The organism is Croceitalea marina (assembly GCF_042684265.1).
Lineage (GTDB): Bacteria > Bacteroidota > Bacteroidia > Flavobacteriales > Flavobacteriaceae > Croceitalea > Croceitalea marina.
Map to the genome: position 1 here is coordinate 89,319 of NZ_JBHULB010000079.1, position 16,519 is coordinate 105,837.

A 16,519-nucleotide genomic window follows, 5' to 3' on the forward strand; every position below is an offset into this window, starting at 1 on the left:
CAGAAAGACAGATTTAAAAGAGAACCATCCAACAATAATAGATAGAGAAAAACGCTAAAAAGACCATGCCTATATAGGCCAAAAGCTTTAAAGTCTTATTAGGTTTGTGTTCATCTTTTATATCGTTTCCGGTAACGGTCTTTAAATTCATCCAACCAACAACTGGAGCCATTACAAAAGAAACAAAGGTGGCCAAAGCAACTAAGGTTCCCATATTTGCTCCGAATGAACTGATAACTATCCAATTAATGAGGGCAAGAAAAATAACCATAAAGGCAAAGGAGCGGTTTTTAGTGAATAGCGTGTTTGTTGGATATAGTTTATTAATAACATCTAAGCTAACTCTTGATACTGCATCATGTGCGGTCATACATGTGCTGAACATAGTTGCAAATGCTGCGGTTGCGATTAAAAAATAAGCCCAAGAACCGATATGCAATGTAAAAAGATGTACCACTTGGTCAGCAAAAGTCACTGCATTTCCACTAAGCTCGGCACCTGTTCCGTAAAGTGTCATACAGCCAATCACCAAAAATAAAACAGCTAGCAAAGCGGTAAGTATATAACCTAAATTGAACTCATATAAAGACTCCTTTAAACTAGGAGTCTTTTTCATTGATTTGAGCTTTTCCATACTCCACATACTAACCCAGCCTGAGGCTTCTACCGCTGTAGGCATCCAGCCAACCAAGCCAATTAAAAATAGGATTCCTACTTCATTAAAAACCGTTGGCCTTTGAAAGTTGGAAACTGGAGTGATTTGGCCTTTGTTTATAACTAAAATTGTAGTAATAATAAGGGCAATAAATAAAACGGAGACAACTAATTTTAATGAAATCTCTAAAAAACGATAGCGACCAATAATTAATAAGGCACTAATAAAAATAAAGAGTCCAAATGCTGTTAAACTTAGGTTGACACTTGAAATTTTAAAAAGGTTAATTAGTAGTCCGGCAGTAACTACATACAAGGCAGCTAAGATTGTAAATACACTGATCAAGGTTATTAAGGCATATAGCCAGAGGTATTTCCTCCCCATATTTAAATATCCTTCAATAAGGCTTTTTTTGGTGACATTGGTGTAGCGAACACCAAATTCAAAAAATGGATATTTTAGAACATTCGCAAGAATAATGGGTATTATCATGATCCAGCCATATTGCGCTCCTGCCTTTGTAGATAGCACCAGGTGAGATGTGCCAATAGCCATACTTGCAAAAAGTAGCCCAGGACCTAGATTTTTTAATAAGATTTTTAATGAAGACATAAACTTTTTATCAGAATATAAGTAACTAAAATAGCTCTTTTATAGAATCAAAGAAATGGTATATTAGCTTTCTTTGTATTTAAATAGTTGATTATGAGAATAATTTCAAAAATGCTTAAAGCCTTACTCATTTTTGTTGCTTTGCTTGCATTAACCTATTTTTTAGGTCCTAAAGTTGAAGCTCCGAATTTAGATACTGTATTACCAATAGTTACTTCAGACTTGGCCACCTTGGAATATGAAATTAATAGAGCGGAAGCTCAAAATAAGAATATCAGACCAGACAATGAAGCAAGGATAATTTGGCATGATAGTATTCCTTCAAAAACAGCATATAGTATCGTATATCTGCATGGTTGGTCAGCAAGCCAAGAAGAAGGAGACCCCATTCATAAGGAAACTGCAAAACGCTATGGATGTAATTTGTATTTACCAAGACTGGCAGGGCATGGGTTAGATGAAAAAGCACCTATGAAAAACTTAACTGCAGACAAAGTTATAAGCTCTGCAAAAGAAGCTATTGCGATTGGCAAGCAGTTGGGTGAGAAGGTCATTTTAATGGGTACTTCTACAGGTGGTACATTGGCATTACATTTAGCCGGTAATGATTCAGATATTGCTGCACTACTTCTCTATTCGCCAAATATTGAAATTTATGATGGCAGTGCAAAGCTTTTATCGAAGCCATGGGGTTTACAATTGGCAAAATTTATTAAAGATTCTGATTACCACGAGTTTGATACCGATATTGAATTAAAAAATCAATATTGGACTACTAGATATCGATTAGAAGCGCTAACACATTTGCAGGCTATGATGGATTATACCATGGTTCCTGAAACTTTTGAAAAGATTAAGCAGCCTGTTTTCTTGGGTTATTTTTATAAGAATGATTCAATTCAAGATAATGTGGTCTCGGTTCCTGCAATGCTAAAAATGTATAATGGGCTTGGTACTACTAATGAAAAAAAGAGAAAGAAAGCATTTTCTGAGGTGGGCGACCATGTAATGACTTCACATATTACCTCAAAAGACTTAAAATCGGTGAGAATTGAAACCAACAAGTTTTTGGAAGAAATTCTAGGTTTAGAACCCAGGTAATAACTCTTTAACATACTTGCTCAGAATTAACATTAATCGTTTTATTTCTACATCATTTCTTTAAAAATTTCTGAAAGGCTTATTTTTTTCGTATTATTCAAACTGTGAACAACCAATCCAATCAATTTTTGTGAAACTAGCCAAATTCATCAAAAAACTTGAAGAGATTAATTCGTTGTCCAAGCATGAACAACTGGTCTTGGGTATTATTGAGGCAATTGATTCAGGTCATCTTATGGTGGGCGACCAAATGCCATCAATAAATACAATGGTAGATGAAGTAGGTTTCGCCCGAAAAACTATTGTAAAGGCCTATGAAGAACTAAAAGATAGAGGTCTTGTAGAGTCAAAAAAGACCAAGGGTTATTTTGTAGTAAGCGATAAAACTAAAGTCTTTTTAAAGATTGCCCTTTTAATGTATTCTTTTCAACGATTTCAACAAGAATTTTACAATACGCTTAGAAAAGAGTTAGGTGCCAAGGTGCAGATCGATGTTTTCTTTCACCATAACAATGAAGAGGTTTTTCAGACTATTTTCATGAATATAAGAGCAAAGTATGGTCTATATGTGGTTGCCCCTATTGAAAGTGACGGTGTAAAGCATTTGCTCAAAACATTAAGCCCTGAGAAATTACTGATTGTGGATAGATTTCTTAATGTGGGTAATGAATATACTTATGTTACACAAGAATTTGAGCAAAGTACCTATACTAATTTAATTAACCTTCTACCCCAAGTAAGGAAGTATAAAGAAATCGTGCTTTTTTATAGAAATGATTTTGACTACCCCAAAGGCATCTTATCAGGATATTTAAAATTTATAAAGGAGTATGGGTTTAAAGGGAAAGTTGTTGAGAGCTATGATTCAAATACTGTGCAAAAAGACTATTTATATCTTTTTATTGGCGATGCTGACTTATGGTCCCTCCTTAAGGATTGCAAGAATTCAGATTTAAACGTTGGTATTGATGTTGGTGTTCTTTCTTTCAATGATCACGTGGTAAAGGAAATAGTTTTTGGAGGAATTACTTCTATCTCTGCAAATTTTAATGAAATGGCCACCTTGACGGCAAAGAACATCAAAAAGTTGAACTACTCCAAGTCGGTGGTGCCTACCAACCTTATCGATAGAGGTTCTTTATAAGGGGCCTGAAAAATCAAAATCATATTTTTTTAATTTAAATTTTACGATAACCGTATTTTTTAGCCTTTAAACTTTGATATTAACAAAACTTTCATATTTTTGTTTAATAGCATAGACTATCATAGCATATTAAAAACTAATCTAAACTCAATCTTTATGAAAAAAAGCCATCTTAAAAAACTTCTGGTTTTGTTGGTGTTCATTTATGCGAATAGCACATTTGCACAGCAGAACACTGTCACAGGTACTGTCTCCGCTTTTGACGGGCCTCTCCCAGGGGTAAACATTATTGAAAAAGGAACTACAAACGGGGTAACCACTGATTTTGATGGAAATTTTACCATCACAGTTGGTGATGATGCTACTTTGGTTTTTAGTTATGTTGGTTTTAAAACACAAGAATTAGCAGTTGCCGGGCAAACTTCAATAAATGTATTGTTAGAAGAAGATTCCGCATTGCTTGACGAAGTTGTCGTTGTTGGTTTTGGATCACAAGCAAAAGTAGATGTAACAGGAGCAATTTCTCAAATCAAACAAGAAGAAATTAAGCAGATTGTAAGTGCCGACCCTACTAACGCCCTGCAAGGGAGGCTAGCTGGTGTGCAAGTTGAAAGTGGAGGCGGGCAGCCAGGTGCTCCCACCAATGTAATTGTTAGGGGAATTAGCTCATTAACAAACACTTTCCCGTTATATGTTGTGGATGGGGCTATTGTAGACGATATTACTTTTTTAAACCCTAAAGATATTATTGATATTCAGGTATTAAAAGACGCTACTTCTGCAGCCATTTATGGTACCAGAGCGGCAAATGGCGTTATCATTGTTTCGACCAATCGAGGCACTGCTAATTCTGCGCCAAAAGTTTCTGTAGATATACGTGGAGGGGCCAATACGGTTGCTAGAACACTAGACTTCTTAGATGGACCAGAGTTTGTTCAGTTCTTAAATCAAAGAAGTGCCAATGAAGGGCTTCCGGCTAATATTGTAGATAATGGTGTAAATACTGACTTTCAAGATTTATCTTTAAATTCTGGAACAATACAAGATATTGGCTTTAATATCACTGGAGGTGGCGAAGGTTCTTCTTATTATTTCTCTTCTAATTATTATGATGAAGAAGGTATAGTCACGAGTACAGATTTTCAACGTATCAATATTCGCTTGAATAGCCGTTTCACCTTTGGAAAATGGAAAATCGAAGAATCTCTTTCCTATAATCAAAGAGACTTGAATCAGAATCCATTCTTTGGCAGCGGTACTTTTACCGCACCAGTTGTTAGAGCCTCAGCGCCAGAAAGACTAGGTGGGTTTGAAGCTATTGATTCTAATTTATTTGGTGGTTCTGGAGGTACCAATAATTATGCATTGGCACAATTGGTGGATGACCAAACTACGCAACGTAACGTTCTAGGCAATTTTAAAGTAGAATATGAAGTGATAGATGGCCTGACACTTGGTTTAAACTATGGTGTTGATTATCGTAATACATACGTTAATTTTAGAAGACCTCGCTTTGATATGAGCCCAACGGATGCTCAGGTTAATTTAAATGCTTTAAATGATTTGACTGAAGTACGCGGTGAGATTTTATCCACTAACATCGAACCAACCATCAACTATAAAAATAGTTTTGGGAAGCATGATATTGATGTGTTACTTGGTGGTGCTAGACAACAGATAGATAACAATTCTATTGCAATACAAGCAGAAGGTCTGCCTTCAGATGATATTACCAATATAGCTGGCTTTACAGATGCTATTGTAAATTCTGGAGGGGGTAGATTTTTATCAAGAATTTTCTCAGTCTTTGGAAGGGTAAATTATAAGTTTGATGATAAATACATTTTTAACGCTATTGTCAGACGAGATGCTTCCTCACGATTTTCGGCGGATGGTGATTTTAACAGTATTGTATTACCTGCGTTCTCAGCAGGTTGGGTAATTAGTAATGAGGATTTTTGGCCAGAGGATTCTGTTTTTAATTTATTAAAGTTCCGCGCGGGTTATGGAGAATTGGCTTCTCAGAATATAGGTGATTATTTATTTCAATCAGTACTTAATCCAGCTTCGAACGTAAGTTTTAACAATACGACTGCGGGCGGTTTTGCAATTACTTCGCTAGTAGACCCCAATATTTCATTCGAAACTGCAGAATCAACAAGTTTTGGTTTGGACGCTGTTTTATTGAATAACAAGCTTTCCGTAGGGATGGACTACTACGTGAGAAATAACAATGATGTTCTTGCTGCAGTTGCTGTTCCTTCTACTACAGGTTCTGCTACGCCGGTAACTCAAAATGCTGCTTCGATCCGTAATTCTGGTTTTGAACTACAAGCAAATTATGATCATGATAACGGTGGAGATTTTAAGTTTAATGTAGGATTGACATTTGCAACTTTTAGTAATGAACTAACAGCTTTACCAAATCCTCTAGTCGGACCATCCATAGATGAAGAAGGGAATACTCCCAATAGATTTGAAGTTGGACAGCCAATAGGTTTTTTCTTTGGATTTCAAAACGACGGACTTTATAGAAGCCAGGGTGATATCGATAATGACCCAGCTTTGGCAAATGACCCAGAAAGAAGAGCCATTTTACAACCAGGTGATTTTAGAAGAGTTGATATCAATGGTGATGGTCAAATTAACAACGATGATAGAACCAATTTAGGGTCTCCAATCCCTGACTTTACTTATGGTATAAACTTTAATGGAACTTATAAAAATTGGGATTTTGGTCTTAATTTAAATGGAGTTCAAGGAAACGAGATTTACAACGCCCAATTATTCACAGGAACATTTTTCTTAGATGGAAACAAATTTGGTTTCTTAAGGAATGCTTTTGGATCGCCAGGGGCAGATAACGCAACTACAAATATTCCTAGAGCTTCTTTGCCAAATGCGGCTGGTAATCAATTACCGTCAGATTTCTTTGTAGAAGACGGCTCTTATTTAAGATTAAGGTCTATTGAGATAGGTTATGATTTGACACAGGTAATCGATTTGCCATGGGTGAGTAGCGCTCGCGTCTTTTATAACATGCAAAATGTTTTCACAATTACAGGATATAGTGGTTATGATCCCGAAATTGGATCTACTCTAGTAGGTACTGGAGGTGGGTTTTTTGGTTTCCCAAATAATACACCACCAATTCTTGGTAGAGGTATTGATTTAGGCGCACAACCTAGACCAAGAACATTCATCTTAGGATTACAGGTATCGTTTTAAATTGTTTATGAATAATTAGAAAATTGACAAAATGAAATTAAAAACAAGTAAAATTATGATTGTTACGCTATTGGCGGCCATGCTGGTTCCGCTAAATAGTTGTAACGAGGATGAGCTTCAAATATCCAACCCAAATACAGTATCACAATTAGCTTTCTTTAATGATGAGGCAGATTTTAGAGTTGCTGTAAATGGAATGATACACCCTATTACCGCAGTATTTTTCTGGGGTAGGGTTGTGCATACGGGTCCAACTCTTAGATCAGATGCATTTAATGTAGTGCCTTTTGCAAATAACACAACCATGTCTACACTACAGGGTGTTCCAGGTGTTAGTCGTTGGTCATCAAATATGTTTCCGCAACTGTACCAAACTATATTTAGGGCAAATACCATTTTAGAGGAAGCAAATGATGAAAACCTACCTGCAGGTAGTGGTAGGGATGAAGTATTAGGACAGGCTTACTTTATGAGAGCTTTTGCAAATTGGTATTTGGCGGCTTTTTGGGGCAATGTGCCTTTAGTTTTAAGCACTCCTGAAAATCAAGAAGAGTTTTTTCCATCTCCTGCGACTCAAACAGAAATCTTTAATTCGGTGTTATCTGATTTAGCTATGGCTGCAAGTATGTTGCCAGCAACATGGTCTGATAATGATTTGGGAAGACCAACTTCTGGGTCAGCATTGGCACTAAGAGGAAAGACGAATTTATATATGGGCAACTTTTCAGAAGCTGCAACAGATTTAAGAGCTGTGGTGACCAGCGGAGTGTATAGTTTACTTCCTGCTGAACAGTATGGAGATAATTTTAATGTGGTAGGTGAAAATAATTCAGAATCTGTTTTTGAATTGCAATTTGCTGCGCAAGATAATTTTGTATGGGGATCAGATATACCGCTTACAGGATCTCAAAGTAACTATATTATTGATTATGCACCACCGACTTACAGTTTAGATAGAGGGCACTACATTAATCCGCATATATTACAAGCGTTTGAGGATAATGGAGATACAGTCAGAAGAAATGAAACAATAGCGTTTGATTATCCAGGTGCTACCGGTTATGGTGGAACCCCATTCTTGGAAGATTTTGCTGGAGACATTGAAGCAGCACAAGTAGCAGGGGTGGATCCTTTGTTTACTCGTAAATATGCCATGCTGTTTGCGGGTACTCGTGATCAAATTTCACCCTTTGGAGAAAATATTGGATTGAATTGGAGAATAATTAGATACGCAGATGTGCTTTTAATGTTAGCTGAAGCAGAAAATGAAAATGGAAATACTCCGGAAGCAATCGCATTGGTTAACCAAGTGAGGCAACGAGCGCAAATAGCTGACTTGCCAAATACATTAAGCAGTACTGAGGTTTTTGATGCGATAGTTGAAGAGCGAATTATGGAGCTTACAGGTGAAGGCCATCGCTATCTAGATTTAGTGCGCTGGGGCTTGGCGGAAGAGGTGCTAGGTGCAGGTTCTACGATAGCAGGCGGAAGGCACCCAAAATCTCTAGCTGGAGAAAGTGCAGTATTCACACCAGGACGTGACGAGCTAATTTGGATTCCGGTTCCAGAATTAAACGCCAATCCAAATTTGAACCAAAACCCAGGGTACTAAACACAACCTTTGATTATAAATATTTAGTTTGATTTAGTTTAAGTTCAGTAGTTATTAAGAGCCAAGTGATGTATTATTGCTTGGCTTTTAATTTAAAAAAACCGTGGGATTAAAAATGAGGATGAGTATCCAAAAACTAGCTTTCTATAGTGTAATTGTTTTTCTGTTTTCATGTGAAAACAAACAGGAAACTAGACTTTTTGAATATGCGGATACAGAACTTACCAATATAGACTTTTCAAATACAATTACCATAAATGAGAAAATCAATGTTATTGATTTTCAATATTGCTATAATGGAGGGGGAGTTGGGATAGGAGATTTTAATAGCGATGGGCTTCCTGATATTGTATTTACAGGTAATCAGGTTAATTCTAGAATTTACCTAAATAAAGGTGATTTAAAATTTTTTGATACTACAGAAGAATCAAATTTTAAAACAAAAGGTTGGATAACCGGGGTTTCTATAATTGATATAAATGTCGATGGCCTAGATGATATCTACCTTAATGTTGGTGGTGCCAATTGCGATGGCAACTGTAATAATTTATTGTTTATAAATCAGGGAGTGAATGAAAATGGAATTCCCGAATTTGTTGAGAATGCGAAGGCATATGGCTTAGATGATGCAGAGTATTCGCAACAGACGGTTTTTTTTGATTACGATTTAGATGGTGATTTAGATGCTTACATCGTTAGAAACGGAAATGTGCAGTTTGATAAAAACTCTCCAATACCAAAACGTTATTTTCCCAATCATTTAAGTGATGTTCTTTTACGTAACGATGATTCTGAAACTGTAGGACATCCTATTTTTAAAGAGGTTTCAGAAAAGTTGGGAAAAGTTGAAAAAGGTTTCGGACTAGGCGTAGGTATAAATGACTTTAATAATGATGGTTTGATAGATGTCTATGTGGCAAATGACTTTATTACCAATGATTTACTCTATATCAATTCAAAAATTTCGGACACGACAGGTGCTTATTTTAAAGAATCATCTAGCGAATTATTGGCACATCAAACCTATAACGGTATGGGGGTTGATATTGCCGATATAAATAATGATTCACACCCTGATATTATAGTTTTGGACATGCTGCCCAAAAATTATAACCGCCTCAAAACAATGATAGGTTCCACAAATTACGATAAGTACGAACTAAGCCTAAAGAATGGGTACTCGCCGCAATATATGCGGAATACATTGCAAATTAATAACGGTCTCAGTGATGGCGGTCCGTTAAAGTTTAGCGAGGTTTCATTTGCTGCCAAACTAGCGCAAACCGATTGGAGTTGGGCTCCTCTGTTGGTCGATTTAGATGCAGATGGCGATAAAGATATTTTTATTACCAATGGATACGGTTTAGATATCACCAACTTAGATTTTATAAACTATACCAATCAAGCTAATGTCTTTGGAACACCAGAAAGCAGAGATAAGAGAATTAAGGAGTTGGTAAAAAACCAGAAATCGGTTAAGCTCCAAAATTATTTTTTTGAAAATGATGGAAATGTAAACTTCAATGACGTTTCTACCTCTTGGAGCATTAAGAGACTTTCTTTATCCAACGGTGCTGCCTATTCCGATTTAGACTTGGATGGAGACTTGGACCTAATCGTAAATAACATTAATGAGAAAGCATTTATTCTTAAAAATACTGCTTCCTCAAGGGAGAACTATAATTATTTGAAAATAAAACTTTTAGGACCAGAGCAGAATAAAGATGCAATTGGTGCAAAGGTTTCGGTTTGGAGTCAAGGAGAATTACAAACGCATTTTCAATCAATCATTCGCGGCTATCTTTCTTCGGTTGATCCTACCGTTTTTTTCGGTCTCAAAAACAACAGAATTGATTCGTTAGAAGTGAAATGGCCAACAGGTGAAATTACTAGAAGAACAGGTCTTATGCCAAATCAAACTTTAGTTTTAGATATTGTCGATGCAACTATCGAAAATTTTGAAGATTCTACCGACGAGACATACTTCGTTGACAACACCGACACTTTTGTTTTTAAACATCAAGAGAATTCATCCAACGATTATCGCTCCCAACAGTTACTGCTGACACAGTACTCTAAAGAGGGGCCCTGTTTTGCCTCGGGAAATAGTGACGATGAAGATGGTGATGAACTATTTGTTGGGGGCAGTAAGGGAGAACCAGGTACAGTTTGGAGCCTAAATGAACAAAATGTATACGTACTAACACAAAAACTAGATTCCATTTATGAAGACACGGCTGCGGCTTTTTTTGATTATGATTCCGATGGTGATCTAGATTTATATGTGGGTAGTGGTGGAAATGAGTTTGATGCCGAAGCACCGGAATATCAAGATAGATTATATGAAAACGTTGGAAGTAAAGGATTTAAACTAACAGAAGAAAAATTGCCTCTGAATACATCAGCCACCAGTTGTATTAAACCTTTTGACTTTGACAAGGATGGGGATATCGACCTTTTCGTTGGTTCGAATATAGTTCCTGGTAATTATCCCGTAGCTCCTAAGAATTCCTTTTTGTCCAATGAAAATGGAAGTTTTTCTGATGTAAAAGTTGAAGGTTTAGCAGATATCGGTATGGTCAGGGATGCTGTATGGACAGATATTGATAATGATGGATGGACGGATTTAGTGCTTACAGGCGATTGGATGCCAATAACAATTTTTAAAAATGATTCGGGAGTTTTAAAGAAATGGAATATTGAAATTCAGTCCGAGAATAACGAAACAATCGTTTCCAATGGGTGGTGGTATTCCATTGCAAAAGGTGACTTTGATAATGATGGGGATATTGATTTTTTAATAGGCAATCAAGGACTCAACAATTTTGTCAACCCCAGTCAAGAATATCCAATCTACATTTATAATAGAGATTATGATAAAAACGGCAGTATTGACCCCTTAGTAGCCGTTTATTACGACACAGGTCAAGGAAAAAAACTAAAGCCCTTGCAGTCTAGAGATGATGTTATGAAGCAATTAACGCTTCTTAAGGATAGGTATCAGAGTTACCAACAGTTTGCAGAAGTAGATTTTAAGACATTGTTGAATATTGAAGCATTGAACGAGGTATCCTTAACGGCCAGTGTTTTTGAAAGTGCTTATTTAGAAAATATAGGAGATGGAAAGTTTAAGCATATTTCTCTGCCATTTGAGTGTCAGCTAGCACCTTTGAAGTCGATAATGGTAAAAGATTTCGACGGCGATGGTAATTTAGACGCGCTTTTGGCTGGAAACGATTTTTATTCCGAAAGTAATTTTGGAAGGTACGACGCGCTGAACGGGATTTTTTTAAAAGGAAGGGGTAATGGTAGTTTTAAACCAGTGCCAGTAGATGAAAGCGGCTTTTATGCTCCCGGGCATACAAGTCAAATAGTTGAGATTAAAGATAGAGAGAATAATAGCCTGTTTCTTGTTGGTCAGAATAATGAGAGCGTTAGGGTATTTGAGTGGAACAAAAAAATAACACAATGAGAAGTGTTCTAAACAGAGTGAGAGAGGAGATAAAGATTGTTGAAAACCGAAACAATGCAGATTGCGCCTTAAATACGATTTTTGATAAAGATGATATTGTAATCTATAAACTAGATGTACGATCTAATGAAAAGTTTATTCCCGAACCTATAGAGCTAGAGTGGAAGATACCCGCTTTAAATGTTAAAGGGATATGGAAACCTACTTCCGACTTTTCGAAACGAATAGAGGCAGATTGGGAGTTGGAGAATCATGAATCAAGAATCTCAATAGATTCTCCCGTAATCTCCCTTTTTGGTAATAAAGATGAAAACATACTTTGTTTTTCGTGTTCCAATGCGATTAATAAAATTGAGTTAGGGGCAAAGTATCGCGAAGAAGATGATTTTGTGTATTGTAAAATAATCCTGTTTACCGAGTGCAAGTATGCCATTAAGGATTTTAATATAGAAATACGATTAGACTATAGAAATATCCACTTTTCACGGGCACTTAAGGAAACAGGGCTTTGGTGGGAAAGCTTTGCGGCCCTAAAACCGTGCGCCGTTCCCGCAATAGCAAAAAAACCCTTGTATTCTACTTGGTATCAATTTCATCAGAATTTAGATGAGGCTTTATTGTTAAAAGAATGTGGTTTGGCAAAAGAATTAGGTTTTGAAGCCATTATTATAGATGATGGCTGGCAGACCGAAGATAACAATCGTGGTTACGATTATACGGGCGATTGGCAATCAGAGCGTTTTGAAGATTTTGGGGCAGTGGTAAGAGGTATGCAAAATCTCGGAATGAAAGTAGGGCTATGGTATTCCGTGCCGTTCTGTGGTAAAAAATCCAAGGCCTATCAAAGATTTAAAGGTAAATTTTTGACCGAGAACCATCGATGGGCACCTGTTTTTGACCCTAGGTTTCCTGAAATCAGAAATTACTTGGTAGGTATCTATGTTGCAGCTGCCAAAGACTGGGGCTTAGATGGTTTTAAACTAGACTTTATCGATGATTTTAAGGCTTACCCAGATACGTGTTTTGAGCCAAATGCAGAACGCGATTTTGCCTCCATAAATGATGCTGTTGATGCATTGTTAACGCAGGTCAGTGATGAGGTCAAAAAAGTGAATCCAGATATTTTTATAGAATTTCGACAGAAATATACGGGCCCGGCGATGCGAAAATATGGTAATATGCTTCGTGCTTTTGACTGCCCGGGAGATTATACCATGAACCGCGTACGAATAGCCGATATTAAAATGTTATGCGGTGAGACAGCAGTTCATTCTGATATGGTTACCTGGCATTTTGATGAAAGTGTAGAAAACGCCGCTTTGCACTACCTTAATACAATGTTTGGGGTTCCGCAAATCTCGGTTATGCTGCATGAGGCCCCTTTGGCCCATATAAATATGATTCGTTTCTACACCGATTTTTGGAATAGTAATGCCGAATTATTGTTGTCAGGTGATTTTATACCGACCTCGCCTATGGCAAATTATCCATTAAAATCGGTTTCATCTGATAAAAAAGCAATAATAGGTGTCTTTGAAAATAACTTTATCGAATTGGAATCTGCTCATAATCAAATCGATATTTTAAATGCAAAACCTTCAAAATCCATAATTCTTGTTGCTAAACATAATTTTGGTACTTTTAAATGCCAAATTTTTGATTGCGAGGGAGCGATTGTTAATGAAAAAACCCTAGAATTAATGGAAGGGGTTAACGCTTTAAAAGTTCCTATCTGCGGTATGGCTCAGTTACGACTGACTAACTAACTAAAACAACCAACATATGGGGACATTATCCATTATTTCCTTTCTAGGCTTTACACTATTGGTAGCTGGGGTGGCGTGGTACGCCACAAGAAAAACGAATGAAAAATCTGCCGATGGCTTTTACCTTGGTGGAAGAAGTCTAGGTGCGCTTACCATTGCCGGATCATTACTATTAACCAACCTTTCTGCTGAACAGATTGTCGGACTAAACGGTCAGGCATTTACCGAAGGTATTTTGGTAATGGCCTGGGAAACCCTTGCTGCAATCGCAATGGTGATAACGGCCATTTGGTTTTTGCCCAAGTACATGAAAAAGGGCATTACGACCATTCCTGAATTCATTCAGGGTCGTTTTGATGAGAATACAAAGGCGATTCTGTCAGTTTTGTTCCTTATTGCTTTTGGAATTGTATTGTTGCCTACAATATTATATGCAGGGTCCAAGGCATTTATTACCATGTTTCAATTGCCCGAGGTATTAGGTATTTCTGAAACGGCTTGTTATTGGATATGTGTGTGGAGTATTGGATTAATAGGTATCGTTTATGCTATTTACGGTGGTTTAAAAGCGGTAGCAGTATCAGATTTGATGAATGCTATCGGTTTGTTAATTGGGGGATTATTGATTCCATATTTCGGATTGACCATGATTAGCGATGACGGTACTATCTCAGGGGGTCTGACCAAACTATGGTCTGAAAATCAAGATAAATTTGATGTTACTGGTGGTCCAACTTCGTCCATTCCGGTCGGTACAATTTTCACGGGTATGATGATAGCTCAGATGTATTATTGGGGTACCAACCAGTCTATTTTACAGCGTGTGTTCGGGGCGAAAAGTCTAAAAGAGGGTCAAAAAGGGGTTTTGCTCGCGGCCTTTGTGAAGTTTTTAATTCCTGTAATTGTAGTACTTCCAGGTATTATTGCCTATAACATGTTCGGCGCCGAATTGAATGATGCAGATGCCTCTTATCCCGAATTAGTGAGAAGGGTTTTACCTGCCAGTTTATTAGGTTTCTTCGCAGCTGTATTGTTTGGGGCTATTTTAAGTTCGTTTAATAGCTTATTAAATAGTAGTGCCACATTATTCGGATTTGATTTATATAAAAAATTCTTTAAAAAAGGGGCTTCAGAGCTGCAAACAGTAAAAGCGGGTAAACGTTTTGGTTTAGGTCTTGCAGTTATTTCTATGACTATAGCGCCATTTATCAGAAATGCTCCTGACGGCTTATTTGCTTATATACAGGAGTCGCTCGGTAGTTTAAGTGTTCCAATTTTGGCTGTTGTGCTTATTGGCATTCTAACCAAAAAAGTACCAGCTGTAGGAGCAAAAATTGTACTTATAGGTGGAGTGTTAATGTATCTTATAAGCCAATTTATTATTAGTCCTCGTATGGTCGAAAGTGCTATGGAAAAAGCAAAGGTTTCAGGCATAACCAATGCTGCTGAATTGGCACTGATTAAGGCAGAAGCATATCCACACTTTTTGCATATTATGGGGATACTATTTGTAGTAAATGTAATTATCATGTTAATAGTAGGGCTTATTAAACCTAAAACAGATATTTATGTACCAAAGGTTACCGATGTGATTGATACGACACCTTGGAAATATGCCTGGATAGTTGGTGGTCTAATAACATTATTGGTACTAAGTACCTACCTTATTTTCTAAAAATAATACTTAGGCTGTCTAAAAGTGGGGTCAATGTGTCATATTGAGCCTGTCGAAATATTTTAACTTACTGATAATCAATATCAGTTTCGACAAGCTCAACTTGACAAAAAGGATTTCAATGTCTTTTTAGACAGCGTTTTTTATAATAATAAATGTAAAGTATATTTGTCATTATGGAAAATAAAATATACATTTAAACTTTACTTTTAATAGTATGAAGAATATATGTGAATCTGAACGTAACAAGTTACATCGTTGGGGTAAGTTTCAATTGCCCAATAAGTACAAGAAGATAGGATGGGCAATTATAATAGGTGCTTTTGTGCTTATGATAGCAAAGAAATTTGTTGATGAACCTACTTGGGTAAAACCAGTCTTACGTAATGTTATGATTTTAGGTTTTTTAATGGTTTCTATCTCTAAAGAAAAAATAGAGGATGAACTTATGGCTAGCCTACGAGCAACTTCTTATCGGTTGGCATTGATTATAGGTGTTTTGTATGCTTTAATACAACCCTATGTGACTTATGGTATCGAATCTTTATTAGACCCTGCAAATGCGAAAATAGACAATGGTTACTTTCAAGTATTGCTCTATATTTTGTTGGTTCAGATTATGTTCTTTCATGCTTTAAAACGCAGTGCTTAAGATGAAGAATAACTTAAAAGTACAACGGGCTATTAAAGATTTGACCCAAGAAGATTTGGCAAAACTATTGGGGGTTTCTAGGCAAACGATTAATTCTATTGAAAAAAACCGCTATGTCCCTTCCACAGTTTTGGCTTTAAAACTTTCTAAGGTGTTTGGAATTTCTGTAAATGATATTTTTAAGTTAGAAGTCGAAGATTAAATTAAAAAGTCGAAACAATTGTTTCAGCTTTTTAGGTACTCGGGGCGAGAACCTCAATACTTCGGTAGTATAAATAAATCCCTTTTTATGTTGTTTTATTCCATAAAAAAACCAAGGTATAACCTTGGTTTTTCATTTAGTGGTACTCGAGGCGGGACTTGAACCCGCACGGACTAATGTCCATTGGATTTTAAGTCCAACGTGTCTACCAATTCCACCACTCGAGCTTGCCTGCCTATGGCATGGCCTGATAATTGGTATCAGAATAAAAAAAACTCCACCCACGGTGAGAGAGCGGAGTTGAAATTGAGCGAAAAACGGGATTTGAACCCGCGACCTCCACCTTGGCAAGGTGATGCTCTACCAGCTGAGCTATTTTCGCATTTTAATGAACGTGCAC

Annotated in this window: 10 protein-coding genes and 2 tRNA genes; 9 read left to right on the forward strand and 3 right to left on the reverse strand. The window is 36.8% G+C overall.

Annotated elements, in window-relative coordinates:
- Positions 1-13: 13 nt before the first annotated feature.
- Positions 14-1,267 (reverse strand): NRAMP family divalent metal transporter, encoded by a 1,254-nt coding sequence (locus ACFSQJ_RS16275; protein ID WP_377768023.1) that lies wholly within the window; start codon positions 1,265-1,267, stop codon positions 14-16.
- 93 nt (positions 1,268-1,360) lie between these two features.
- On the opposite strand from ACFSQJ_RS16275, the gene ACFSQJ_RS16280 reads away from it, so the two are divergent.
- The 9 genes from ACFSQJ_RS16280 (at position 1,361) to ACFSQJ_RS16320 (ending at position 16,119) form a co-directional block, all read left to right on the forward strand.
- The gene (locus ACFSQJ_RS16280) at positions 1,361-2,368 is read left to right on the forward strand and encodes an alpha/beta hydrolase (RefSeq protein ID WP_377768024.1); all 1,008 of its coding nucleotides are present in this window, start codon (positions 1,361-1,363) and stop codon (positions 2,366-2,368) included.
- 130 nt (positions 2,369-2,498) lie between these two features.
- Complete coding sequence (locus ACFSQJ_RS16285; protein WP_377768025.1) at positions 2,499-3,512, forward strand: GntR family transcriptional regulator; 1,014 nt, start codon at positions 2,499-2,501, stop codon at positions 3,510-3,512.
- A gap of 156 nt (positions 3,513-3,668) precedes the next feature.
- Complete coding sequence (locus tag ACFSQJ_RS16290) at positions 3,669-6,740, forward strand: SusC/RagA family TonB-linked outer membrane protein (RefSeq protein ID WP_377768026.1); 3,072 nt, start codon at positions 3,669-3,671, stop codon at positions 6,738-6,740.
- Between the two features lie 31 nt (positions 6,741-6,771).
- On the forward strand, positions 6,772-8,352 hold the full coding sequence (locus ACFSQJ_RS16295) for a RagB/SusD family nutrient uptake outer membrane protein (protein ID WP_377768027.1): 1,581 nt from the start codon (positions 6,772-6,774) through the stop codon (positions 8,350-8,352).
- A 115-nt stretch (positions 8,353-8,467) separates the two neighbouring features.
- Positions 8,468-11,824: a VCBS repeat-containing protein gene (locus ACFSQJ_RS16300; RefSeq protein ID WP_377768028.1), complete on the forward strand. Its 3,357-nt coding sequence runs from the start codon at positions 8,468-8,470 to the stop codon at positions 11,822-11,824.
- Positions 11,821-13,590, forward strand: coding sequence for a glycoside hydrolase family 36 protein (locus ACFSQJ_RS16305; protein WP_377768029.1), 1,770 nt, complete (start codon positions 11,821-11,823; stop codon positions 13,588-13,590). The genes ACFSQJ_RS16300 and ACFSQJ_RS16305 overlap by 4 nt, the downstream gene beginning before the upstream one ends.
- Before the next feature lie 16 nt (positions 13,591-13,606).
- A complete protein-coding gene (locus ACFSQJ_RS16310) occupies positions 13,607-15,265 on the forward strand; it encodes a solute:sodium symporter family transporter (RefSeq protein WP_377768030.1) in 1,659 nt (552 codons plus the stop codon).
- 217 nt (positions 15,266-15,482) lie between these two features.
- A complete protein-coding gene (locus ACFSQJ_RS16315; RefSeq protein ID WP_377768031.1) occupies positions 15,483-15,917 on the forward strand; it encodes a hypothetical protein in 435 nt (144 codons plus the stop codon).
- Between the two features lies 1 nt (position 15,918).
- Positions 15,919-16,119, forward strand: a complete 201-nt coding sequence (locus tag ACFSQJ_RS16320; RefSeq protein WP_377768032.1) for a helix-turn-helix transcriptional regulator — start codon at positions 15,919-15,921, stop codon at positions 16,117-16,119.
- A 140-nt stretch (positions 16,120-16,259) separates the two neighbouring features.
- Here the strand turns inward: ACFSQJ_RS16320 and ACFSQJ_RS16325 are convergent.
- Both ACFSQJ_RS16325 and ACFSQJ_RS16330 read right to left on the reverse strand, forming a co-directional pair.
- A tRNA-Leu gene (locus ACFSQJ_RS16325) sits at positions 16,260-16,346 on the reverse strand.
- Positions 16,347-16,428: 82 nt separating this feature from the next.
- A tRNA-Gly gene (locus ACFSQJ_RS16330) sits at positions 16,429-16,501 on the reverse strand.
- Between the last annotated feature and the right edge of the window lie 18 nt (positions 16,502-16,519).

Excerpts from the sequence above, each read along its gene's own strand:
- ACFSQJ_RS16275 (WP_377768023.1), bottom strand. The coding sequence starts at position 1,267 with ATGTCTTCATTAAAAATCTTATTAAAAAATCTAGGTCCTGGGCTACTT.
- ACFSQJ_RS16280 (WP_377768024.1), top strand. The coding sequence starts at position 1,361 with ATGAGAATAATTTCAAAAATGCTTAAAGCCTTACTCATTTTTGTTGCT.
- ACFSQJ_RS16290 (WP_377768026.1), top strand. The coding sequence starts at position 3,669 with ATGAAAAAAAGCCATCTTAAAAAACTTCTGGTTTTGTTGGTGTTCATT.
- ACFSQJ_RS16295 (WP_377768027.1), top strand. The coding sequence starts at position 6,772 with ATGAAATTAAAAACAAGTAAAATTATGATTGTTACGCTATTGGCGGCC.
- ACFSQJ_RS16300 (WP_377768028.1), top strand. The coding sequence starts at position 8,468 with ATGAGGATGAGTATCCAAAAACTAGCTTTCTATAGTGTAATTGTTTTT.
- ACFSQJ_RS16305 (WP_377768029.1), top strand. The coding sequence starts at position 11,821 with ATGAGAAGTGTTCTAAACAGAGTGAGAGAGGAGATAAAGATTGTTGAA.
- ACFSQJ_RS16310 (WP_377768030.1), top strand. The coding sequence starts at position 13,607 with ATGGGGACATTATCCATTATTTCCTTTCTAGGCTTTACACTATTGGTA.
- ACFSQJ_RS16315 (WP_377768031.1), top strand. The coding sequence starts at position 15,483 with ATGAAGAATATATGTGAATCTGAACGTAACAAGTTACATCGTTGGGGT.
- ACFSQJ_RS16320 (WP_377768032.1), top strand. The coding sequence starts at position 15,919 with ATGAAGAATAACTTAAAAGTACAACGGGCTATTAAAGATTTGACCCAA.